The sequence below is a fragment of the Pseudomonas sp. AF32 genome (genome assembly GCF_022342325.2).
In the GTDB taxonomy this organism is placed as follows: Bacteria; Pseudomonadota; Gammaproteobacteria; order Pseudomonadales; family Pseudomonadaceae; genus Aquipseudomonas; species Aquipseudomonas uvaldensis.
Map to the genome: position 1 here is coordinate 116,501 of NZ_RQJK02000015.1, position 23,259 is coordinate 139,759.

Sequence of the window (23,259 nt, forward strand, 5' to 3'; positions counted from 1 at the left end):
ATGAGCCAGGACACGATCAAATTTGCCTACTGGGTGCCCAACGTCAGCGGCGGGCTGGTGGTCAGCAAGATTGCCCAGCGCACCGACTGGGGTATCGACTACAACCGCAAGCTGGCGCAGATCGCCGAGGCGGCAGGCTTTGACTATGCCCTTTCGCAGGTCCGCTTTACCGCCGGCTACGGTGCCGAATACCAGCATGAGTCGGTGGCGTTCAGTCACGCCTTGCTGGCCGCCACAACACGCCTGAAAGTCATCGCGGCTGTGTTGCCAGGGCCCTGGACGCCTTCGGTGCTGGCCAAGCAGATCGCAACCATCGATCAACTGACGGGTGGCCGCGTGGCAGTCAACATCGTCTCGGGGTGGTTCAAGGGGGAATTCACGGCCATTGGCGAACCGTGGCTGGAGCATGACGAGCGTTATCGCCGTTCCGAAGAATTCATCACCGCGCTCAAAGGTATCTGGACGACCGACAACTTCACCTTCCGCGGTGATTTTTACCGCTTCCACGACTACTCCCTCAAGCCCAAACCGCTGCAACAGCACCCGGAAATCTTCCAGGGTGGCAGTTCCCGTGCGGCCCGGGACATGGCCGCTCGGGTATCCGACTGGTACTTCACCAACGGCAATACCGTCGAAGGCGTCAAGGCTCAGGTCGACGACATCCAGGCGAAAGCGGCGGCCAACAAGCATAAGGTCAAGGTTGGCATCAACGCCTTTGTCATTGCCCGCGATACGGAAGAAGAAGCCCGGGTTGTCTTGGCGCAGATCATCGACCAGGCCGACCCCGAAGCCGTCAATGCCTTTGGCGATGCGGCGAAACAGGCCGGCAAGTCGAGTCCGGAGGGCGAGGGCAACTGGGCCAAGTCCAGCTTCGAAGATCTGGTGCAGTACAACGACGGCTTCAAGACCAACCTGATCGGCACGCCGCGGCAGATCGCCGAACGCATCGTGGCGCTCAAGGCCGTGGGCGTCGACCTGATACTGGCGGGCTTCCTGCACTTTCAGGAAGAAGTCGAATACTTCGGCCGCAAGGTCTTGCCGCTGGTGCGTGAGCTGGAGCAAGGCAAAGTAGCCCGGTTCGAGCGCCAGTCGCTACCTGCCTGAGAGGAAGTGCCCATGACACAGCCCACCGCCCATTTGTTGGAACTGGACAACATTTCGCTGGCATTCAAAGGCGTCAAGGCCATCACGGATATCAGCTTTGCGGTCGCGACGGGTGAGATTTGCGCCTTGATAGGCCCCAACGGTGCGGGCAAGAGCTCGCTGTTGAATGTCATCAACGGCGTGTACCAGCCGCAGGAGGGGCGTATTCGTTTCGACCGGCAGGAGCGGCGCCGGATGCGTGCCCGGGACGTCGCCGTGGGCGGCATTGCTCGCACCTTCCAGAACATCGCGCTGTTCAAGGGCATGAGCGTGCTCGATAACGTGCTGACCGGACGTAACCTCAAGCGCCGCAGCAGCTGGATCGAGCAAGCCCTGCAAATCGGTCGGGCCCGGGGGGATGATGACCGCCAGCGCGAAGCCGCCGAACGGGTCATTGCATTCTTGCACTTGCAGCCTTGGCGCGACGTGCTGGTGGGCAAGTTGCCCTACGGCCTGCAGAAGCGGGTGGAGCTGGCCCGTGCCCTCGCGGCGGAGCCTCGACTGTTGTTGCTGGACGAACCCATGGCCGGGATGAATGCCGAGGAGAAGCAGCAGATGAGCCGCTCCATCGTGGACGTCAACCGCGAGCTGGGCACCACCGTGGTGTTGATCGAGCACGACATCGGCGTCGTCATGGGCATCAGCGACCACGTGGTGGTGCTGGATTATGGTCGCAAGATTGGCGACGGCTCGCCCGAAGCGGTACGGCGTAATCCAGAGGTCATTGCGGCTTACCTCGGCACCCACCACTGATACTCAAACATCCGAGGCCTTTCCTTCGGGGAGGGCAGGCAAGTTGCGCCCGCAGAACAGGAACAGGCATGGAATTTTTCTTTGAAGTGTTGATAGGCGGATTGTTGGCCGGTGTGATGTACGCCCTGGTCGCCATTGGTTTTGTGCTGATCTACAAGGCCTCGGGTGTGTTCAATTTCGCTCAGGGTGCGATGGTGCTGTTCTCGGCGTTGACCTTCGTCAGCCTGCTGGAGCGCGGGGTGCCGTTCTGGCTGGCGTTCGCCATCAGCCTGGGGGCGATGGTGCTGATCGCCGTGGCGGTGGAACGCGTGGTGTTGCGTCCGTTGGTCAACCGTTCGCCCGTCACCCTGTTCATGGCCACGCTCGGGCTTTCTTACATGATCGAAGGTTTCGCCCAGGCACTGTGGGGCGCCCAGGTCCATGGCCTGGAGCTGGGCATCAGTGACGAGCCGCTGGAACTGGGCGGCATGCTGCTGTCGCAGTTCGACATTTTTGCCGCGCTGACGGCGGCTGCGCTGGTGCTGCTGTTGTCCTGGCTGTTCAACAAGACCCGGCTGGGACTGTCGTTGCGCGCCGTGGCCGATGATCCGTTGGCGGCGCTGGCCGTGGGCATCCGCTTGCAGCGGGTGTGGGTGGTGGTGTGGGCGGTGGCGGGGTTTGTCGGGCTGGTGGCCGGTCTGCTCTGGGGCGCTCGCCTGGGGGTGCAGTTCTCGCTGTCGCTGGTGGTGCTCAAGGCGTTGCCGGTGCTGATCATCGGGGGCTTTACCTCCATCAGCGGGGCGATTGTCGGCGGGTTGATCATCGGCGCCTCGGAGAAGTTGGCGGAGGTCTACCTCGGCCCCGTCATCGGCAGCGGCATCGAGAACTGGTTTCCCTATGGGTTGGCGCTGCTGTTTTTGCTGGTGCGTCCGGCAGGGCTGTTTGGCGAGCGCGCCATCGAGCGGGTCTAGTGGGCTCACTCAAATCACAACCGTACAAGCCACTCGGGAGATCGGCATGTTTTATCGTGAAGCGGGTCAGTTCAATACGCGTTATGCCCAGGGTCGCCGTGTCTTTACCCTGCGCCAGGACCGCTACGCTTTTGCGGCGCTGCTGGTGGCGGCGTTTTTCGTGATCCCATGGCTGGGTAATGACTATTGGTTCAGTGCGATTCTGATCCCGTTCCTGGTGCTGTCCCTGGCCGGATTGGGGCTGAATCTGGTGACCGGCTATGCCGGGCAGCTATCCCTCGGCTCGGCGGCGTTCATGGCGGTGGGCGCCTTTGCCACCTACAACCTCGAAGTGCGGGTTGCCGCGCTGCCGCTGTTGCTCAGCATCGCCCTGGGCGGACTGGCGGCGGCGCTGGTTTCGCTGCTGTTCGGCCTTCCGAGCTTGCGCATCAAGGGTTTCTATCTGCTGGTGTCGACGTTGGCGGCGCAGTTCTTCGTGACCTGGGCGCTGACCCGGTTCAGTTGGTTTTCAAACGACAGCGCTTCGGGCGTGATCAGTGCGCCACGCCTGGACATCGCCGGCGTGAACCTGGATTCGCCAGTGGGCCGCTATCTGCTGACCCTTTCGGTGGTCACCGCGTTGTTCTGGGTGGGCAAAAACCTGGTGCGCAGCGAGTTGGGGCGCAACTGGATGGCGGTGCGCGACATGGATACAGCGGCCGCGGTCATCGGCATTCCGCTGGCGAAAACCAAGTTGCTGGCCTTCGCCATCAGCGGTTTTTTCCTCGGTGTGGCCGGCGCCCTGTGGGCCTTTACCTATCTGGGCACGGTGGAGCCCCATGGCTTCGATCTCAATCGGTCGTTCCAGGTCCTCTTCATCATCATTATCGGTGGCCTGGGCAGCCTGCTGGGCAATTTCCTCGGGGCGGCCTTCATCGTGCTGTTTCCGGTGCTGCTGTCGAACCTGGTGTCTCTGCTGCCCGGCGGGGTGCTCGACGCCGGCCAGGTGGAGAACCTGCAGAAGATCATTTTCGGCGCGCTGATCATTCTGTTTCTGATCAAGGAGCCAGAGGGCCTGGCACGCCTCTGGCAGACATTTCGCGAGCGCGCACGGCTATGGCCGCTGCGCTACTGAGCGAACCGCACGACGCGGCATGCAGTTCCATTCCGTTGGCTAATCACTGGTTTCAGAACAAGGAAAAACCCGATGTTTAAACGATCATTCGCCAGCCGTCTGGCATTGGCGGTCAGCCTGACCGTCGCTGCCTTTTGTGTTCAGGCTGACAACGAGCAGTATTTCCCCTTGCAAAGCTATCGCGTCGGCCCTTATGCAGCCGGCGGGACGGGGTTCTTCGGTGGTTTCATCGACTATCTCAAGTACGTCAACGCCAACGGTGGTGTGAATGGCGTCAAGCTGACCTGGAGCGAATGCGAGACCGAGTACGTGGTGGAAAAAGGCGTCGAGTGCTACGAGCGCCTGAAGAAAGGCTTGAACGGCGCCCCCGCAGCGGCCACCAATCCGTTGTCGGTAGGTATCGCCTACGCCACGCTGGAGCGTTCGACGGCCGACAAGTTGCCGTTGATCACCATCAACCACGGCCGCACCGACTCCACCGACGGCAGCGTGTTTCCCTATGTCTTCCCGTTGCAACTGAACCCGTATTCCGAGGTGTCGGCGATCATCAACTACATCGGCCAGCGCGCCGGCGGACTGGAAAAGCTCAAGGGCCAGAAGATCGTCACCCTGTATCACGGCTCGCCCTACGGCAAGGAAACCAATGAGGTGCTGCAGACCCTGGCCGACAAGTACGGCTTCACACTGACCTTGCTGGAGGTCCCGCATCCGGGCAACGAGCAGCAATCCCAATGGTTGAATATCCGCCGGGAGAAACCCGATTGGGTCATTCTGCGGGGGTGGGGCGTGATGAACCCGGTGGCGTTGAAGACCGCGCAGAAAGTCGGCTTCCCGGCGGACCATATCATCGGCAACATCTGGAGCAATTCCGAGGATGATGCCGCGCCGGCCGGTGCGGCGGCCAAAGGATTCATTGCGATCACCACCCATCCTTCGGGCACCGATTTCCTGGTATTGCAAGGCATCAAGCAGCAGGTGGTCGATGCCGGAAAGGGCGACCTGGCCGACCCCAAGCGCTTTGGTACCGTGTATTACAACCTCGGCGTGGTCAACGGCATCCTCAACGTCGAAGCCGTGCGCATTGCCCAGCAGAAGTTCGGCAAACAGCCGCTGACCGGGGAACAGGTGCGTTGGGGCTTCGAACATCTCCAACTCGACGACGCCCGGCTCAAGGCGCTCGGCGCGTTGGGGCTGGTGCAGCCGCTGCAACTGTCTTGCTCCGATCACGAAGGCGGTGGCGCGGTGCGCTTCCAGCAATGGGACGGCACGCAGTGGAAGTTGATCAGCGATTGGGTGCAGGCCGACCGCGCATTGTTGCGGCCGATCATCGAAGCGTCCTCCCACCAGTACGCCCGGGAAAAAGGCATTGCCCCGCGCGACTGCACCCAGGAATCCTGAGGCATCCGGGCGAACCGGGCACCCAGGTGTCCCGGTCGTCCTCTGACAGAGGCGAGACAGCATGACGGATGTGCCGATCCTGCAAATCGACGATATCGAGGTTCTCTACGAACAGACCCTCCTGGCTGTACGGGGCGTTTCGCTGGAGGTGGCGAAGGGGCAAGTCGCGGTGCTGTTGGGCGCCAACGGCGCGGGCAAGAGCACCACGTTGAAAGCGGCGTCCAACCTCGTGCAGGCCGAGCGGGGTGAAGTGGTACGGGGACGGGTTTCCTATCAGGGAAGGGACGTTACGCGCAGCGCGCCTCACACCCTGGCAGCCGACGGGTTGGTGCAAGTGCTGGAGGGCCGGCATTGCTTCGCCCAGTTGACCGTGGAGGAGAACCTGTTGGCCGGCGCCCTCCCACGGCAGGTTTCGCGGCGTCAGCTATTGGCCGATCTGGAATTGGTCTACGGGTATTTCCCTCGCCTGAAGCTGCTGCGCAAGAGCCTGGCCGGCTACACCTCCGGGGGAGAACAACAGATGATCGCCATTGGCCGTGCGCTGATGGCCCGACCGCAGTTGGTATTGCTGGACGAACCGTCGATGGGGTTGGCGCCGCAGATCGTCGAGGAAATCTTCGACATCGTTCGTCAACTCAATCGGCACGACGGCGTCAGCTTCCTGATCGCCGAGCAGAACATCAACATTGCGCTGCGATACGCCCACTATGGGTATGTGTTGGAAAGCGGTCGCGTGGTCAGTGAGGGCAGCGCCGGGCAACTGGCGGCCCGGGGCGATCTCCAGGACTTTTACCTGGGGACGAAGGCTGTTGCGGTGGGCGGTTAAACCCTGTGGCGACTAGGTTGAAAGATTGATGACCTGGCCGTCCCGTGTGCTCAACGCGGGCCGACGTTTGTTTACCACCAGCTCGCCGATCTTGATCAGCAGCGTGCGGGTGACATTGCGGCTCAGGCCCAGCAGGCTGGCGGTGTGCACCTGGTTGAAGTTGGCGTAGCGATAAGCGGCGCGCAGCAACTGCGCTTCGACCTTTTCATACAGGTCGCCGTCCTCCCGTTGGAGCAACTGCTCGAACGCTTTTTGCAGCAAGGCGTCGGCGTTCTGGGGGACGCCGGATTGCGGGTCCTGTTGACGGTCGATGCGCAAGTTGGACAGGTGCAGGTCCTGTACGCCAATCACGTTGTTGCGGCAGATCAGCAAGGTGTGATGGATGACGTTTTCCAGCTCGCGGATGTTGCCCGGCCAGGAGTAGTCGAGCAGTTTGCGTTGCGCCTGGGCATCCAGCGTGACTTCGCCGTGGCCGAGCCTGCGGCTGTATTCGGCGATGAAATGGCGGATCAGCGGCAGGATGTCGCCGGGCCGCTCGCGAAGAGGCTTGAGCACCAGGCTGACTACATTGAGACGGTAATAGAGGTCTTCGCGAAAGTGCCCGGCATTGATGGCTTTTTCCAGTTGCACGTTGGTGGCGGCCAGCACACGGACGTTGATCCTGATGCTCTTGCGCGAGCCCAGTCGCACCACTTCACGTTCCTGCAGCACCCTGAGCAATTTGACCTGGATCGGCAGGGGCAAATCACCGATTTCATCCAGGAACAACGTGCCGCCGTCGGCTTCCTCGAACCAGCCGGCCTTGGCCGTCAGCGCCCCCGTGAAAGCGCCTTTCTCGTGGCCGAACAGCTCGGCCTCCACCAGCGTCTCGGAAAACGCCCCGCAGTTCACCGCGATGAACGGCTTGTCCCGGCGGGCGCTGAGGTTGTGTATGTGGCGCGCCACCAGTTCCTTGCCAGTGCCGGTCTGGCCGATGATCAGCACGCTGGCATCGCTGGGGGCCACTTGTTGCAGATGGGCCAGCAGGGCGCGAGACGATGGGTCTTCGAAGACCTGGGCCGTTGCACGTATCGAAGTGGCCAGGCCGGGAGATGGGGGTAGGGTAAGGAGCTGCATGACGGTCGCCTATGGATAGGTTCGCTGGGTGTGTGGGCCATCAGGCTTAAGGTCTAATCTAAGTGATCTAAAAAAAATAAAACAAATAACGTTAAGTTATTTGCTTAAAGCTGAGATGGCCGGTGGGTCTGTGATGGCTTGCGGCAGCGTACGTTCGGCATCGCTGCCAGTTGACCGGTCGCCATCGTCGGCAAGCGTCGCTCCCACTGCAGCGGACGAATGCCAGGGTGGACGTTTGAAGGGTGATGGTATGGCCAAATGCTACGCCGAAAGTGACGAGATCAGGCATAAAAGGAGCGCTTACAGGCAATTGACACGGCAAGCGAGGCAGGTAACGTGGCGCACGGTTTCCTCACAGTGTCCGTGCCTGTGTGCGTTTCAAGCCCATCACAAAGAGAATAAGAAAATGACCAGCCCCAGTTTCAAGGATTCGAACGGCCATCTGGCACAGGGCTTCAAGCCTCGACACGTCACCATGTTGTCCATCGCCGGGATTATCGGCGCCGGTTTATTCGTGGGATCGGGACACGCCATCGCGGCAGCGGGGCCCGCCGTCCTGCTGGCTTATCTGTTTTCCGGCCTGCTGGTGGTGCTGGTGATGCGGATGCTCGGGGAGATGGCGGTGGCCCGCCCGGACACCGGCTCCTTCTCCACCTACGCCGACCAGGCCATCGGACGCTGGGCGGGTTTCACCATCGGGTGGCTCTATTGGTGGTTCTGGGTGCTGGTGATCCCCATCGAGGCGTTGGCCGCCGGGCATGTATTGAATCAATGGTTCCCCTCCATCGATGCCTGGTTCTTTGCTTCGGTATCGATTGTCGCCCTGGCCGTGACCAACCTGTTCAGTGTGTCCAAGTACGGTGAGTTCGAATTCTGGTTCGCCATGGCCAAGGTCGTGGCGATCATCGGTTTCATTTCCCTGGGGTTCGCGGTCCTGATGGGCTGGATTCCCGAGCGGGAAGCCAGCGGCCTGAGTCGCCTGATGCAAGAGCATGGCGGTTTCGCTCCCAACGGCTTGTCGGCGGTGGTCGGGGCTTTCATCACCATCATGTTCAGCTTCATCGGGACAGAAGCCGTAACCATCGCCGCGGCGGAATCCGATAACCCCGCCCAGAACATCGCCAAGGCGACGCGCTCGGTGATCTGGCGCATCGGCGTGTTCTACCTGCTGTCGATCTTCGTGGTCATTTCCGTGGTGCCCTGGAACGATCCGCTCCTGGCGTCGGTGGGGTCTTACCAGCGTGCGCTGGAGTTGATGAACATTCCCCACGCCAAGTTCATGGTGGATGCGGTGGTGTTGATCGCAGTGGCCAGTTGCATGAACTCCTCGATCTACATTGCTTCGCGCATGTTGTATTCCCTCGCACGACGTTGCGATGCGCCGAAGTCGCTGAAAGTGACGTCTTCGGCCGGCGTTCCAAGGGCCGCCGTGATCGCCAGTACCGTACTGGGGGCGGGTATCACCTTGTTCAGCTATTTCATGCCCGCCGGGCTGTTTCAGTTCCTGCTCGCCAGTTCCGGCGCCATCGCCTTGCTGGTGTATCTGGTGATCGCTATCTCGCAACTGCGCATGCGCCGGATGCTGCGTCGCCAGAACGTCGAGCTGACCTTTCGCATGTGGCTGTTTCCCTGGTTGACCTGGGTGGTCATCGCGTTCATCTCGGCGGCGTTGGCGGTCATGATGATCACGCCCGAGCACCGTAGCGAGGTGAGCTCCACCCTGGGCCTGGCGCTGATCATTTCCTTCATCGGGCTGGTGACGTCGCGTCAGCACTCCCCAGTGAAGGGAGCGGTTACCCTGGGTTCGTAGTCATGCTGCAAGGGGCCCTGTCGAGGTGCTGACAGGGTCTCGATCCTCCTGGCTGTTTCAAGCCTGAAACAGCTTCTGCGGTGTCTGGCATCCGCCTGTCACCCGCCTCGAAACCCCCACCTGTCGAACCGGCACTAACCCGCGGCTGCGTTGTCAGTAATGGGCGCCCGTGGTGCTCGCCCTCGGGCAAATAACTCGCGATGGATTGCGTCCTGGACCGACTATTCCTTTGGCGGGTTGCCACTCTATGGCTTTGCTACTCGATCCGCGTCACGACATCGATGCCGCCTTGTTGAGCTATCGCAAGGTGTTCTGGGCGCTGGCGCTGTTCAGCGGTGTGATCAATCTGCTGGTGCTGGTGCCATCGCTTTACATGATGCAGGTCTATGACCGCGTCCTGACCAGTCGCAACGAAACCACCCTGTTCATGCTGACCTTGATTGCCCTGGGGCTGTTCATGTTCAGTGCCTTGATCGAGTGGGTGCGCGGCGAGGTGATGATCCGCATGAGCGCGGGCTTGGACGAAGCCCTGGGCGAGCGGATTTTCGACGCCGCGTTCGCCCGCAGCCTGCGCGAACACAACGCCAACCCGGCCCAGGTGCTCACGGATCTGGCAACGCTGCGGCAATTGATCACCGGCCAGGGCCTGATCGCCTTGCTCGATGCGCCGTGGCTGCCGATTTTTCTGTTGGTGGCGTTCATCTTCCATCCCTGGTTCGGTGTGCTGACGCTGGTGCTTGCGCTGGTGCTCATCGGTCTGGCGTTGTGGGGTGAGTTGGCGACTCGGGGGCGCCTGGGGGAAGCCAACCGGCTGGGTGTGCAATCGGCCGCTTACGTCAATAGCACGCTGCACAATGCCGAGGTTATCCAGGCCCTGGGCATGCTCGGGGCGTTGCGCCAACGCTGGAGTCTGCTGCAGCAACGCATCATTGCCGCCCAGGCCCATGCCAGCGACCGCAGTGCCCGTATCACCTCGACGACTCGCTTCGTGCGTATTTCCGGACAGTCCCTGGCTCTGGGCCTGGGGGCGTTGCTGGTGCTCGAAGGCCAGCTTTCGGCGGGCATGATGATCGCCATGTCGCTGCTGCTGGGGCGAGCCCTGGCGCCGGTGGAAATCGCCATCGGTTCGTGGAAGCAATTCAATGCCGGCCGCCAGAGCTATCAGCGCCTGAGCCAGTTGCTGGCCCAACATCCTCGCGAACGCCTGCGCATGCCTTTGCCGCCGCCGACCGGCGCGGTGCGCCTGGAGCAGCTGTATGTCGGCCCGCCCGGTTCGACACAGCCGATACTGCGGGGGATCAACTTCAGCCTGAGCAAGGGGGAAGTGCTGGCGGTCGTCGGTCCCAGCGCCAGTGGCAAGTCGACCCTGGCCAGGGCGCTGGTCGGTGTGTGGCCGCCCCTGGGGGGATCGGTGCGCCTGGACAACGCCGAGATCAGCCAATGGTCCCACGATGCCCTGGGCCCGCACCTGGGTTACCTGCCGCAAGACATCGAACTGTTCGACGGCAGCGTCGCCGACAACATTGCCCGTTTCGGCGAGCAGGACGCCGACAAAATCATCGCCGCCAGCCGTCACGCCGGTATCCACGAAATGATCCTGAGGTTCCCCCTGGGCTATGACACGCCGCTGGGCCCCGGCGGGCTTGGTCTATCCGGTGGGCAGAAACAACGTCTCGGCCTGGCCCGTGCGCTTTATGGGCACCCCTCGCTGATCGTGCTCGATGAGCCCAACTCCAACCTCGACGAGGCCGGCGAACTGGCGTTGGTGCAGGCCATCAATGCGCTGAAATCCGCCGGCAGCACCGTGGTGCTGATTACCCATCGGCCTGCCGTGCTGGCGGTGGTCGATCACATTCTGGTGCTCAAGGACGGTATGCAACAGGCGTTCGGCCCTCGGGACCGGGTGCTCAAGGCGCTGATGCCTGGGCCGCGGCCGACAGCGGTGAGGGAGGCGGGCGAAGATGCGTGACTTGGCCCCCAACACCCGAGCCGACAGCGAGCAGGGGCTGAGCGTGCGCAACGTCGCTGCATTGCCCGGCGCCAGCACCGATGCGAGCGGTGCTGCCCGTTATGGCGTGGGTTTCCTGGTTCTGGCCTTGGGTGGTGCGTTGCTCTGGGCCTGCCTGGCACCGCTGGACCAGGGCGTCGTCGGCAGTGGCACCGTGGTGGTGGCCGGCGAGCGCAAGGCGGTGCAGTCGCTGGTGGGCGGCGTGGTGGAGAAACTGTTGGTGAGCGATGGCGACCGCGTCAGCCAGGGGCAGTTGCTGGTGCAGCTCAACACTGTGCAGGCGCAGTCGCAGTTGGACGTGACCCTGGGCAAGTTGCTCAACGACCGCAGCATCGAGGCGCGACTGATCGCCGAGCGCCTGGGCGCCGCCGAGATCCAATGGCCCGCGCAATTGCTCGAGCGTGCCGACGAGCCGCGGGTCAAGGCGGCCATGGCGTTGCAGAGCCAGTTGTTCCTGACCCGTCGCGCGGAGTTGGGCAGCCGTTTGCAGATCATCGAGCATGAAGTCGCGGCGCTCCAACAGCAGTTGCTCGGCTACGAAGGCGTCAAGCGCAACTACGACGCGCAAATGCGCTTCCAGCAACAGGAACTGGAGGGGCTGCGGGACCTGGCGCGTGAGGGTTATGTACCGCGCAACAAACTCTTCGAGGCCGAACGCAATGCCGCGCAACTGGCTGGCCAGATCGCCTCCGGGGTCGGCGATATCGGCAGGACCCGGCAGGCGATCAATGAGAGCCGGCTCAAGGCGTTGCAGGCACAACAGGAGTTCCGGCGTGACGCCGAAACCCAGCTCAGCGAGGTGTCCGCCGAGGCGGCGGGATATGCCGAGCAGATCCGCGCCTTGCAGTTCGAAGTCGACAACGGTGCCATCCGTGCGCCGGCGGCCGGGCAAGTGATGGACGTGAACATCCACACGGTTGGCGGCGTTGTCCAGGCCGGCCAGACCTTGATGCAAGTGGTGCCTCTGGATGCCCCCATGGCGATCACGGCGCGTTTCGAGCCGCTGATGGCCAACAAGTTGCGACCGGGGCTGCCGGTGCATGTGCATTTCACCGCTTTGCAACGTGTCGATACGCCAACGGTGACGGGCACGGTGAGTACGGTGTCGGCGGATCAGTTGATCGATGAGCAGACGCACCAGCCGTATTTCTCGGCCAAGGTGGAGATTGGCGCCGATACCGTTGCCGCGTTGCAGTCCGCCGGGTTGCTGGTGCGTCCCGGCATGCTGGCCGATGTCACGGTGGTGACGGGGGAACGCACGCTGATGAACTACTTGATGAAACCGTTGCGCGAACGCTTGTTGGCGGCCTTTAAAGAGGAATGAGCATGACCCACCGTTGCCTTTATCGCGCCCGGATGCTGTTGAGCCTGTGCACCGGTTGGGCAGTGATCAGCCCCTCCTGGGGCGCAGAGGCAGGGCTGAGCCTGACCGCCGCGTACGATGCTTCACGGCTCAACGATCCGACCGTGCAGTCTGCGGCCCATGCTTTCGAGGCTTCGCGGCATGAAGAAGCGATCGGGCGAGGCGGGCTCTATCCGCAAGTGTCCCTGACGTCACGCTATGGCTACGGGGGGCGTACCGATGGCGGCGACGACAGCGGTTATGTCAACAGCAACGACTACCAGGCCAATAACGTATCCCTGGTGGCGCAACAACCGCTCTATGACAAGGGGCGCTGGGCTGCTTATCAGGAGGGCAAGGCCCGCGGGCAACTGGGCAGCCAAGTGTTCGATGTGGCCGGACAGACCCTGTATGACCGGGTCGCCAAGGGCTATTTCGACGTCGCCCGGGCCGAGAACGAGATCAAGTTGATCGCCCAGCAGAAAGCCGCCATCAATGGATTGGTCACGCAGAGCAAAAAGCTGTTCCAGGGAGGGCAGGGGGCGATCACCGATATCGACGAGGCCCAGGCGCGGCTCGATCTGGTGCAAGCCCAGGAAGCCGAGGCCCAGGCGCGCCGGGTGGCGGCGTTGCGGGCGTTATCGGGGCGTGCCAGCGTGCCTATCGATGACATTCTGCCGATGCGCGAGGAGCTTGCTGCCAGCAGCCCGATCCCGCCGGAGCAGGACCTGCGTTACTGGACGGCCATCGCCCGTGAAGCCAGTCCCGAGCTGGCGGCCCGGCTGGCGGCGGTGAAAGTCGCCGAGGCGCAGGCCGACAGCCAGCGTGCCGGGCACTATCCGACCTTGTCCCTCACCACCCAACTGACCCGTCGGGAAACCCGCCAGTACCAGGAACTCGATCCACGCCAGGACACCTACTACGTAGGGGTGCAACTGGACATTCCGCTGTACCGCGGCGGCGCGGTACGGGCTTCGGTGGCCAAGGCCGAGGCGCAACTGGCCGGTGCCCAGTCGGACTATGACGTGCAACGCCAACAACTGGCGGAGGATATCGAAACCGATTACCAGGGCGTGGTGGCCGGGTTTGCCAAGAGCAAGGCCATGCAACGGGCGGTGGAGTCCAACCAGCGGGCGCTGACCTCGACGGAAAAAGGCTTCCAGGGCGGCGTGCGCTCCACCGTCGATATCCTCGACGCCCAACAACGGGTCTTCCAGGCTCGCCGAGACCTGCTCAACACCAAGCTCGACATGCTGCAAAGCTACGTGAGCCTGCACACCCACACCGGGCAGATGAACCGCGCAGTGCTGGAGCAGGTGCAAGGGCTGTTCTGAACCTGCCACCGTCATCGCGGGCAAGCCTTGCTCCCAAGGGACTGCGTCCTGCACAAAACACAGATCCATTGTAGGAGCGGGCTTGCTCGCGAAAGCGGTGTGTCAGAGACCTGTTATCGATTGTCCCACCGCCTTCGCGAGCAAGCCCGCTCCCACCTCTGCAGTGACGTGGACACGGCAGTTTCTGTGGGAGCGAGGCTTGCCCGCGATAGCGATGGGTCAGTTGCATCGCCGGTCAAACCTCCTCAGGCAGTGAAGTCACTGGCATGCAACTCCTTGACGCCGACCAATTCGAACTCGAACTCCGCCGTGGCGTCGGCGTCGACGCTGCCGTAGAGGATGCCATCGGCAAAACGCAGCTGGCCGGTGGCGTTGGTGGTGTCGAAGGCATTGCTGCCGATGAACGTGAAGGTGTCGACGGTGGCGGTCAGCGGGTTGGCGTCCAGGCCGGTCAGGTCCAGGTGGTCGAGTTCCGTGCTCTTGAAGCCGCTGATCACATCGCGCAACGCGCCCACGCGCATGTCCGACAACGCCGTGAACGCATAGGTGTCGGCACCGGTGCCGCCGCTGAGGTTGTCGGTGCCTGCGCCGCCGATCAGCCGGTCATCCCCCGAGCCGCCCACCAGCACGTCGTTGCCCGCACCGCCGTTCAGGATGTTCCCGGCACTGTTGCCGGTCAGGGTGTCGGCGTAGGCACTGCCGGTCAGGTTCTCGATGTACTTCAAGGTATCGAGGCCCGAGCCCACGGTGTTCTGTTGCGAGGACGTCGAAAGGGTCACGGTGACACCCGCCAGGGCGCGTTCGAAGGATGCCGTGTCGTTGCCATCACGGCCATCCAGCACGTTGTCGCCGGCCGCCGCGAACAGGGTGTTGTCCAGCGCGTTGCCGGTGCCATTGGCCGCGCCCGCGCTATCGATGTAAAGGTTCTCGACGTTATTGGCGAGGGTGTAGGCCGCGAGGCTGCTGTGGACGCTGTCGATCCCGCCGGTCAACGCATTGGTGTTGGTCTCGATCACGGTGTCGCTGGCATTGTCCACGTAGTACGTGTCATCGCCGTCGCCGCCACTGGTGCTGTCGGCTCCGGCGGCGCCATCGAGCACGTTGTTGGCGGCATTGCCGGTGATGAAGTTGCGCCGCTCATTGCCGGTCCCGTCGATGTCCGAGACGCCGGTGAGCACCAGGTTCTCGAGGTTGGCGCCCAGGGTCCAACTGACCGAGGCCTGTACCGTGTCGATCTGCGAGGTGGAGGTGTTGGTTTCCACGACGCTGTCGAAGGCGTTATCGACGATGTAGATATCGTTGCCATCGCCCCCGGTCAGGGTGTCGGCCCCCAGGTCACCGTCCAGCGTATCGTTGCCGGAACTGCCCACCAGGGTATCCGCCTGGTCGGTGCCGACAATCATCCCGCCTTCGTTCTGGGCGTTGTCGAAAATGTCCTGCACGCTGTTGTTGTCGTTGGGGTTGCCCTGGAAGCCCAGGTCATCGGCAATGTAGTCGGCCAGGCGCTGGCCGACGATTTCCGCCGACTCCTCGTGCAGATGCCAGACGTCATCCGGGTACACCAGCGGATCGACTTCGTAGCGCAGGGGCAGGTCGGTGTAGTCCACCGCCAGCTTGACATCGGCGCGCTCGGCGGCGATGGCCTCCTGGGCGGCACGGACATAGCCCACACCGTCGACAATGGCGGCGATTTTCTCTTCGGAATAGCCCCGGGCACGCGCCGCATCCTGCTCGTAGTGACCGGTCTCCATCAGGTACACGTTGAAATTGCCGAACTGGGCATGCAGGTAGTCGAACACCTTCAGGGTCGCTGCCTTGTAGGCTGCGGCGGCTGCCGCTTTGTCCGTTGAGCGGGCGATCTCCTGGGCGGCTTCCTCGCCCTGGCCCCAGATAATACCCATGGTGACGTTGTCGATGGCCTTGAGTTCGGTGAGCTGGTCGCGCAACAACGTCACGGCACGCAACAGCGCCGGCCCGGGTTGGTTGGTATCGGTCAGCCACCAGCACAGCTTCAGTTCGTCGGGGCTCAGGGTCGACAGGCCGTTGACTGTGCTGCCACCCACCGCGATGTCGATGCCATTGCCGTCGGCGTCGGTGAACTGGCTGCGAACGTCATAGGTCGTGTACTTGTCCAGGTCGTTGACCAGCATTGATGTGCCGGATTGATCGTCGTCCTCGGTCATGCGCAGTAGCCGCGCATTGGATTGGCCGAGCGTTGGCAGATAAAGAATGTCCTGCTGGGCGCGCTCGCCGAAGACGAAGTCGTTGGCGGTCAGGGTGTTGAGGTAGTTGCCGTTGAGGGCGATTTCGAAGCGGTTGCCATCGGCGTCGGCCTCGGCGGACTTGATGTAGGTTTTGTCGCCCGCCGAGTTCAACGTCATGTAGAGCGTGCCGTTGCTGCCGTCGCCAAGGCCAGTGAAGCCCAGGCTGGACACGTCGATCTTGTCCACGCCCACGGTGAAGTCATAGATCGTGTCGGTGGCCGTGACGCCGCCGGTGTCGTAGTCGCGGTAGCTGTCGAGCACGTTGCTGTAGCGGAAGGTGTCGGCGCCATCGCCGCCGTACAGCGAATCCCGTCCCGCACCGCCATCGACGATGTCTGCGCCGGCAGCGGCCTTGATCGTGTCATTGCCACCCAGTCCAAGGATCAGGTCCGCGCCTGCCGTGCCGTTGAGGGTTTCGGCGTTGTTGGTTCCGGTGACGGTGTTGGCGGGGGCGTCGGCCACCACCAGGGCGAAGTTGTCGCTGACCGAGGCCCCCGAGGGATCGGTCGCCTTGACCAATACGTCATAGTTGCCCGCGGCTGTGCTGGTAGGCGTGCCGCTGAAGCTCAGGTTGGTGGCGTTGAACTTCAGCCACGAGGGTAGCGCACTGCCGTCGGCGAGAGTCGCGGTGTAGGTCAGGACATCCTGGTTGGCGTCGGTGAAGCTGTCGTGGGCCACGGTGTAGCTGAATGGCGTGTTTTCGCTGGCCGTCTGGTCGAGCAATGGAATCGTCACCACCGGCGCTACGTTGCTTGGCGTGTTCTGGTCGGCGAAGACGAAATGCGAGGCGGTCAGGCTGTTGAGCAGGTTGCCCGCCAGTGAGACTTCGAAGCGGTTGCCGTTGGCATCGACGGTCAGGTCCTTGAGGTAGGTCCGGTTGGTCGAGGCGCTATAGGTCACTTGCAACGTGCCATTGAGGCCGTTGCCCAGGCCGGTGTAGCCGAGTGTCGAAACGTCGATCTTGTCGGCGGCCACATCGAAGTCGAGGATCTGGTCACTGACGCTGGTCGAACTGGTGCGGTAGCTGTCGAGCTTGGAGGTGAAGCGGAACACATCGGCGCCCGTGCCGCCGGTGAGTTTGTCCACGCCGGTGCCACCCACCAGGATGTCATTGCCGGCGCCGCCATTGAGCGTGTCGTTGCCGGCGCCCCCGAACAGTTGCTCGTTGGCCGCGGTGCCGGTGAGCGTGTCGTTGTTCGGCGTACCGTTGATCACGATGGGGGCGGCGGGCGCATCCTGCACGGCCAGGGTAAAACTGTCGCTGACGCTGGCATTGCTGCCGTCGGTCGCGGTGACCTGGATGGAGTAGGTGCCCGACGCCGTGTCGCTGGGCGTGCCGCTGAAGGTGCGGGTGGCCGCATCGAACACCAGCCAGCTGGGCAGTGCGCTGCCATCGGCCAGTTTGGCGGTGTAGCTGAGGCTGTCGTTGTCCGGGTCGCTGAAACTGGTAGCCGGTACCACGTAGCTGAATGGTGTTTTTTCCGTTGCGTTCTGGTCCAGCAGCGGCGTCGCCACCACGGGGGCATGGTTGGTCGGGGAGGAGGTGGCGAACACGAAATTGGCGCTGGTCAGCGTGTTGAGGTAGTTGCCGTCCAACGCCACTTCGAAGCGGTTGCCATTGGCATCGGCGGTGAGGGACTTGATATAGGTCTTGGTGCCGGCGCTGTTGAGCACCAGGTACACGGTGTCGTTCTTGCCATCACCCAGGCCGGTAAAGCCCATCGCCGAAAGGTCGATCTTGTCGGAGGCCACGTTGAAGTCGGTGATCAGGTCGCCGAGGTTGGCGCCTCCGGTGTTGTAGTTGCGGTAGCTGTCCAGGCGGTTGGAAAACACGAAGGTGTCCGCTCCGGCACCGCCGGTCAACGTGTCCATGCCGGCGCCGCCATCGAGCTTGTCGTCGCCCGCGCCACCGCTGAGGCTGTCGTTGCCCGCCAGGCCGAGCAGGGTGTCGGCCGCATCGCTGCCGGTCAGCGAGTCGTTGCCGCTGGTGCCGGTCACCACGCGATTGAAGATGAAATTGCTGGCGGTCAGGGTGCTGGCCAGGTTGCCGGAAAGAATCAGTTCGAAGCGATTGCCGCTGGCATCGGCGTCAAAGTCCTTGATGTAGGTGCGGTCGCTGGTGGCGTTGTAGCTGATCTGCAGGGTGCCGCCACGGCCGTTGCCCAGGCCGGTGAAGCCAAGACCGGCGAGGTCGATCTTGTCCTGGGTGACGTCGAAATCGGTGATCGTGTCATCGAAGCTGGACGTGGCATTGCGGTAACTGTCGGACTGGCTGGCGAAACGGAAGGTATCGGCGCCCGTGCCACCGGTGAGTTTATCGACGCCCGCGCCGCCCACCAGGATGTCGCCGCCGGCGCCGCCATTGATGGTGTCGTTGCCCGCGCCGCCGTAGAAAATCTCGCTGGCGCTGCTGCCCAGCAGGGTGTCGTTGCCGGCCGTGCCTTGTACGGTGGTCATCGGCACCGTGGCGCTGACGTAGCTGCCATCGCCATAGACCAGCGTGGCGCCTTTGCTGGTGTGGCTGATGGTGTTGGCGATGATCGCGTTGCGATCCGTGCCGTCCTCGTTGCGCTCGGCTACCCCGTAGGTCGACAAGTCGCTGCCGCTGATGAGGTTGCCCTGGATGAGGTTGTCGCTGCCGTTGAAATACTTGCCGGAGACGCCCAGGGTGTCGTCGTAGGACTGGATGATGATTTCCGGTACGGCGCCGCCGAGGGCGTTGTTGTTCAGGGTGTTGTCGATGATGTCGACGTGGTTGCTGCCGTAAATGCGGATCCCGGCGCTGGCGTTGTCGTGGATGTTCACGCCGGTGACGTCGACTTCGCTGGATAACTTGATCAGCACGCCTTCGGCACCGTTGCCATAGACTTCACCTCCCGTGATGGTGATGTTGCTGGGGGAGGGGATGTTCTCGCTGCCGCGCTGGACCACGATGCCGTTGCCGCCGTTGTCATAGGCGACGTTGTTGGTGAGCGTGAAGTCGTGGGTGCTGGTGACGATGTTGAAGCCATGGCGATCATTGTCATAGGCGACGTTGTTTTCGAAGGTGCTGTCGCTGAGGAAATCCGCCACGAAGCCGTCCAGGCCGTTGCCATGGGACACGCTGTTCCTGATGACCATGTTGACGGTCTGCTCGTGGGGGTCGAAGCCGTATCCGGAGCAGTCCTTGATTTCGACGCTGTCGATCGTGACGTTGGAGTCGTAGCCTTCTTCGCCGGGTATGTATCCGTTGAACCAGCCGTCGATCTTGCCGGTGGTGTTATCCCGGTTGCCGTCGATGGTGAGTTGGCTGATACCGAAATCGTGGGTTTCTTCGCCGTAGGCGGAGCGGATGACGCCGGTGATCTTGGTGTCGGAGCCGTCGGCCACCTTGACGGTGGTCTCGCCCATGCCGTCGCCGTACAGGTAGACGTTGCTCTTGAGCATCAGGCAACCGTCGGACGGTTCCTCGCCTCCCGAAACGATATAGGTCCCGGTGGGCATATACACCTGACCCCCACCGGCAGCGGCCGCCGCATCGATCGCAGCCTGGATGGCTGCGGTGTCATCGGTAATACCGTCTCCTTTTGCGCCAAAATTTTGTACGTTGAAAATCATGAGCTTATCTCCGTATCGGGCTGGAACCACGGTAAATGCCAATATTCCATCGGCGACCACGGAGTTAGGACCCGGCGGAGCGGGAAAGTTGTGACCGCACATCGGGTGAAGTGTCAAAAAGCTGAACTACCGGATCAGCGGTCGGGAACTCTGGATTGAAAAATAACGTTCTGTTGACGCGCCACCTGTGGGAGCGAGCAGGCTCGCTCCCACAAAGGGCCTGCGGTGGGCACAAACATTCAGTGGATTGTTGATTGGCATCAACCCCGGAATTCGGGGCACGCGGTAGCCTCGGGATAAACCCTGCGCCGGTGAAGAAATCCCCATGAGCTATCCGCTGTTTCTGACGTTGCACCTGTTCGCCGCGCTGGTCTTCGTCGGCACGGTGTTTTTCGAAGTGCTGTTCCTGGAGAACATTCGCCAGCAACTGCCCGCCAAGGTCATGGTGCTGTTGGAACAGGGCATCAGCCAGCGGGCGCGGCAATTGATGCCCTGGGTGTTGCTGGTGCTGTTCGGGGCGGGCGTTGCGATGGTCTGGCTGCGCTACTGGCCCGCGCTGATATCGCCCATGCACTCATCGTTCGGTTTGTTGCTGGGGCTGAAAATACTTCTGGCAGGCAGCGTACTGGGGCATTTTTTCTGGGCCATGTGGCTGTTCAGGCGCGGGCGGATGAATGCCCGTTATGTCCGGATCATCCATACCCGCGTGTTCCTGCATCTGGTGGCAATCGTGCTGCTGGCCAAGGCCATGTTCTACGTCGCCTGGTAAGCCGATGGGTGTCGGGTTCCGGGCGCTTGATACAGGTCAAGGTGCGGGGCCGGATCAAGACGGACAATGTCCTGGCAACCACTCGGAGATTGTCATGTTCGACCTGTTTCATAAATTCCACGGAGGTGTCGGCTCCCTCGACCTGCTCCGGGGGTTGCGCGACAGCCGTCGCAAGTGTCGGCCGTTGTCGCTGTCGGTGCACCTGCCTTCGCGTTTGAGGCTGGCGTCCTGCTCGCCACTGGTCAGTGTCTGCCGATGCGCCGAAATCGACGTTTATCTGCAACGCCTGAAGTACGAGATGGGCCTGGTCGGCTGTCATCTGGGGGCAGGCCGCAGGGTGGAGCAGTTCTGGCTCACCGGCGGAACGCCGGTGATCGCTCATTTGCAGCAACTGATGGGCGATCTGCGCAAGCGCTTCGACTTTTCCGAGAGCGGCGACCACAGCATCGAAGTGGACCTGCACCACACCGACTGGGCCACCATGGGGCTGATACGCGACCAGGGTTTCACCCATGTCAGCATTGGCGTGCCCGACGTGGGCGTCGACCGGGACATGGCGGTGGACTGCTATCAGAACCCGGCCCCGATCCATTCGCTGATCGACGCGGCGCGGACCTTCGGTTTCCGCTCGGTCAACATCGACCTCGGCTATGGTCATGCCTGGCAGACGCCCCGTAGTTTTGCCGTGAAACTGGCGACGTTGATCGAACTGGAGCCGGACCGCTTGCATGTGTTCGATTACGCCAGAGCGCCCTGGCGCTACCGTTCGGCCAACGCCGGAGCGGTCGAAGCCTTTTGCAGCCAGGTCGACAAGGACACCATGGCGCGGATCTGCTGCGAACAGTTGCTCGAAGCGGGTTATCACTACATCGGCCAAGGGCAGTTCGTCAGGGCCGACGATGACCTGGCGGTTGCCCAGGAACATGGACGGTTGCATCGCAATTGCCAAGGGTTTACCCGCCACGGTTGCTGCGATCATGTGGGGTTCGGGCTGGCGGCCGTCTCTCAGATCGAACATCTGTACGTACAGAACACCGAGGACCTGCTGCAGTACCGCCAGCAGCTGGACGCCGGACAGCTACCGGTCTGGCGTGGCTGGCGTTGCGAAGCCCAGGACCGGATCCGCGCGGCGGTGACCGAACACCTGGCCTGTGACCTGGAACTGGATATCCCCGCCATCGAGGCACGTTTCGGGCTGGATTTTCGCGAACACTTCGCCTCGATCTGGCCGCAACTGCAAACCTTGCATGCCAAGGGATCGATCGAATTGTCGAGCCGCTTCATCGGCATCCTGCCGGCCGGACGACTGAACGTGGACGCGATCTGCGACCTGTTCGACCCCCGTCCGGACGAGGCCGGGACGGCCCCCTTCGACCCGATACTTGACCCGATTTTTCGAGAACTGAATCCACCATGAACGCCCCCTCCGGTTTCAACCGTGCCCTGGTCGAGAAATACGACCGTCCGGGTCCACGCTACACCTCCTATCCCACCGCGCCGCAGTTCCATCAGGCGTTCGCCATGGATGAGTATCGCCAGGCGGCCCAGCGCAGCAACCAGGCACCGGTCCCCAAGCCGTTATCGGTGTACATCCATATCCCGTTCTGCCAAAGCCTTTGCTATTACTGCGCATGCAACAAGATCATTACCCGCAAGACCCATCGCGCGGCCGAATACCTGACGTACCTCAAGCGGGAAATCGCCTTGCAGGCAACGTTGTTCGACCGCTCGCGCAAGCTGACCCAACTGCACCTGGGCGGTGGTACCCCGACCTACCTGACTCATGAACAATTGGCCGATTTGATGGACTGCCTGCACCAGGCGTTCGACATGGATGACAGCGACGCCCATGAGTTCTCCATCGAGGTCGACCCGCGGACCATCGGCGCTGAACAGGTGCGCGGCTTGCGGCAATTGGGGTTCAACCGCCTGAGCTTCGGTGTTCAGGATTTCGATGCCCAGGTGCAGGCCGCGGTGAATCGGGTGCAAAGCGAAACGCAGGTGGCGCAATTGGTGGAGGCCGCCCGTCTGGCGCGCTTCAAGTCGGTCAGTGTCGATTTGATCTACGGCCTGCCATTGCAAACCGTTGCCAGTTTCGACGTCACCCTGAGCAAGATTATCGCGTTGCGTCCCGATCGGATCGCCGCCTACAGCTACGCGCACCTGCCGCAGCGGGTGAGGGCGCAACGGATGATCCGGCCGCAGGACATGCCACCGCCGGAGCGCAAGCTGGAGCTGCTGGAGCTGACCATCAATCGCCTGACCGAGGCCGGTTATGTCTATATCGGCATGGACCACTTCGCCCTGCCGGACGATGAACTGGTGCGGGCACGCGCCGAAGGCACCTTGCAGCGCAATTTCCAGGGCTACTCGACCCACGCCGATTGTGACCTGATCGGCCTCGGGGTCTCTTCAATCGGCAAGGTCGGCGACAGCTATAACCAGAACGTCAAGGAGCTTTCCCAATACTACGCGCGCCTGGAGCAGGGACTGCTGCCGGTGCAGCGTGGCTATCGCCTGAGCGCCGACGACTGTGTGCGGCGCGAAGTCATCAGTGAGTTGATGTGCCATGGGAGGATCGACTTCGCCCGCATCGAGGCCGCCCATGGCGTTTGCTTCACCGACTATTTCGCCGATGCGCTGGCCCGGCTCCAGGAGCAGGTACGCGACCAACTGGTACAGATCCATCCCGACGCACTGGTGCTGCTGCCCCAAGGGCAGTTGATGATGCGCAGCGTCGCGATGGCCTTCGACGCCTATCTGGAGGCGGCTCCGACGGTCCAGTATTCGCGAACGGTCTGACCGCAAGCCTTGCGGCGAGGGTTTCGGTTTCCC

At 62.4% G+C, this 23,259-nt stretch carries 15 protein-coding genes; 13 read left to right on the forward strand and 2 right to left on the reverse strand.

Translation table 11 applies throughout. From position 1 onward, the window contains the following. The 6 genes from sfnG (at position 1) to EGM97_RS15765 (ending at position 6,184) form a co-directional block, all read left to right on the forward strand. Positions 1 to 1,104, forward strand: a complete 1,104-nt coding sequence (sfnG, locus tag EGM97_RS15740) for a dimethylsulfone monooxygenase SfnG (RefSeq protein WP_238962058.1) — start codon at positions 1 to 3, stop codon at positions 1,102 to 1,104. Between the two features lie 12 nt (positions 1,105 to 1,116). After that, positions 1,117 to 1,896: an ABC transporter ATP-binding protein gene (locus EGM97_RS15745; protein ID WP_238962057.1), complete on the forward strand. Its 780-nt coding sequence runs from the start codon at positions 1,117 to 1,119 to the stop codon at positions 1,894 to 1,896. Positions 1,897 to 1,964: 68 nt separating this feature from the next. Then, on the forward strand, positions 1,965 to 2,846 hold the full coding sequence (locus EGM97_RS15750; RefSeq protein ID WP_238962056.1) for a branched-chain amino acid ABC transporter permease: 882 nt from the start codon (positions 1,965 to 1,967) through the stop codon (positions 2,844 to 2,846). 46 nt (positions 2,847 to 2,892) lie between these two features. Continuing rightward, entirely contained in the window at positions 2,893 to 3,960 is a 1,068-nt protein-coding gene (locus EGM97_RS15755; RefSeq protein ID WP_238962055.1) for a branched-chain amino acid ABC transporter permease, read from the forward strand. 72 nt (positions 3,961 to 4,032) lie between these two features. Continuing rightward, entirely contained in the window at positions 4,033 to 5,358 is a 1,326-nt protein-coding gene (locus tag EGM97_RS15760) for an ABC transporter substrate-binding protein (RefSeq protein ID WP_238962054.1), read from the forward strand. Positions 5,359 to 5,419: 61 nt separating this feature from the next. Continuing rightward, entirely contained in the window at positions 5,420 to 6,184 is a 765-nt protein-coding gene (locus EGM97_RS15765; protein ID WP_238962053.1) for an ABC transporter ATP-binding protein, read from the forward strand. 12 nt (positions 6,185 to 6,196) lie between these two features. On the opposite strand, the gene EGM97_RS15770 is transcribed toward EGM97_RS15765, so the two are convergent. After that, entirely contained in the window at positions 6,197 to 7,300 is a 1,104-nt protein-coding gene (locus EGM97_RS15770; protein WP_238962052.1) for a sigma-54 interaction domain-containing protein, read from the reverse strand. A gap of 406 nt (positions 7,301 to 7,706) precedes the next feature. Between EGM97_RS15770 and gabP the strand changes: the two genes are divergently transcribed. The 4 genes from gabP to EGM97_RS15790 all read left to right on the forward strand — a co-directional run bounded on the left by gabP (position 7,707) and on the right by EGM97_RS15790 (position 13,794). Then, positions 7,707 to 9,110, forward strand: coding sequence for a GABA permease (gabP, locus tag EGM97_RS15775; RefSeq protein WP_238962051.1), 1,404 nt, complete (start codon positions 7,707 to 7,709; stop codon positions 9,108 to 9,110). Between the two features lie 247 nt (positions 9,111 to 9,357). Beyond that, positions 9,358 to 11,079 (forward strand): type I secretion system permease/ATPase, encoded by a 1,722-nt coding sequence (locus EGM97_RS15780; protein ID WP_238962050.1) that lies wholly within the window; start codon positions 9,358 to 9,360, stop codon positions 11,077 to 11,079. After that, complete coding sequence (locus EGM97_RS15785; RefSeq protein WP_238962049.1) at positions 11,072 to 12,442, forward strand: HlyD family type I secretion periplasmic adaptor subunit; 1,371 nt, start codon at positions 11,072 to 11,074, stop codon at positions 12,440 to 12,442. The genes EGM97_RS15780 and EGM97_RS15785 overlap by 8 nt, the downstream gene beginning before the upstream one ends. Positions 12,443 to 12,444: 2 nt before the next feature. Then, entirely contained in the window at positions 12,445 to 13,794 is a 1,350-nt protein-coding gene (locus EGM97_RS15790; RefSeq protein WP_238962048.1) for a TolC family outer membrane protein, read from the forward strand. Between the two features lie 245 nt (positions 13,795 to 14,039). On the opposite strand, the gene EGM97_RS15795 is transcribed toward EGM97_RS15790, so the two are convergent. After that, positions 14,040 to 19,655: a putative Ig domain-containing protein gene (locus tag EGM97_RS15795; protein WP_238962047.1), complete on the reverse strand. Its 5,616-nt coding sequence runs from the start codon at positions 19,653 to 19,655 to the stop codon at positions 14,040 to 14,042. A 325-nt stretch (positions 19,656 to 19,980) separates the two neighbouring features. Between EGM97_RS15795 and EGM97_RS15800 the strand changes: the two genes are divergently transcribed. The 3 genes from EGM97_RS15800 to hemN all read left to right on the forward strand — a co-directional run bounded on the left by EGM97_RS15800 (position 19,981) and on the right by hemN (position 23,226). Then, positions 19,981 to 20,424 (forward strand): CopD family copper resistance protein, encoded by a 444-nt coding sequence (locus EGM97_RS15800; RefSeq protein WP_238962046.1) that lies wholly within the window; start codon positions 19,981 to 19,983, stop codon positions 20,422 to 20,424. A gap of 94 nt (positions 20,425 to 20,518) precedes the next feature. Next, positions 20,519 to 21,841, forward strand: a complete 1,323-nt coding sequence (locus tag EGM97_RS15805) for an oxygen-independent coproporphyrinogen III oxidase (protein ID WP_238962045.1) — start codon at positions 20,519 to 20,521, stop codon at positions 21,839 to 21,841. Further along, entirely contained in the window at positions 21,838 to 23,226 is a 1,389-nt protein-coding gene (gene hemN / locus EGM97_RS15810; RefSeq protein WP_238962044.1) for an oxygen-independent coproporphyrinogen III oxidase, read from the forward strand. Before EGM97_RS15805 ends, hemN begins: the two co-directional genes overlap by 4 nt. Positions 23,227 to 23,259: the final 33 nt, after the last annotated feature.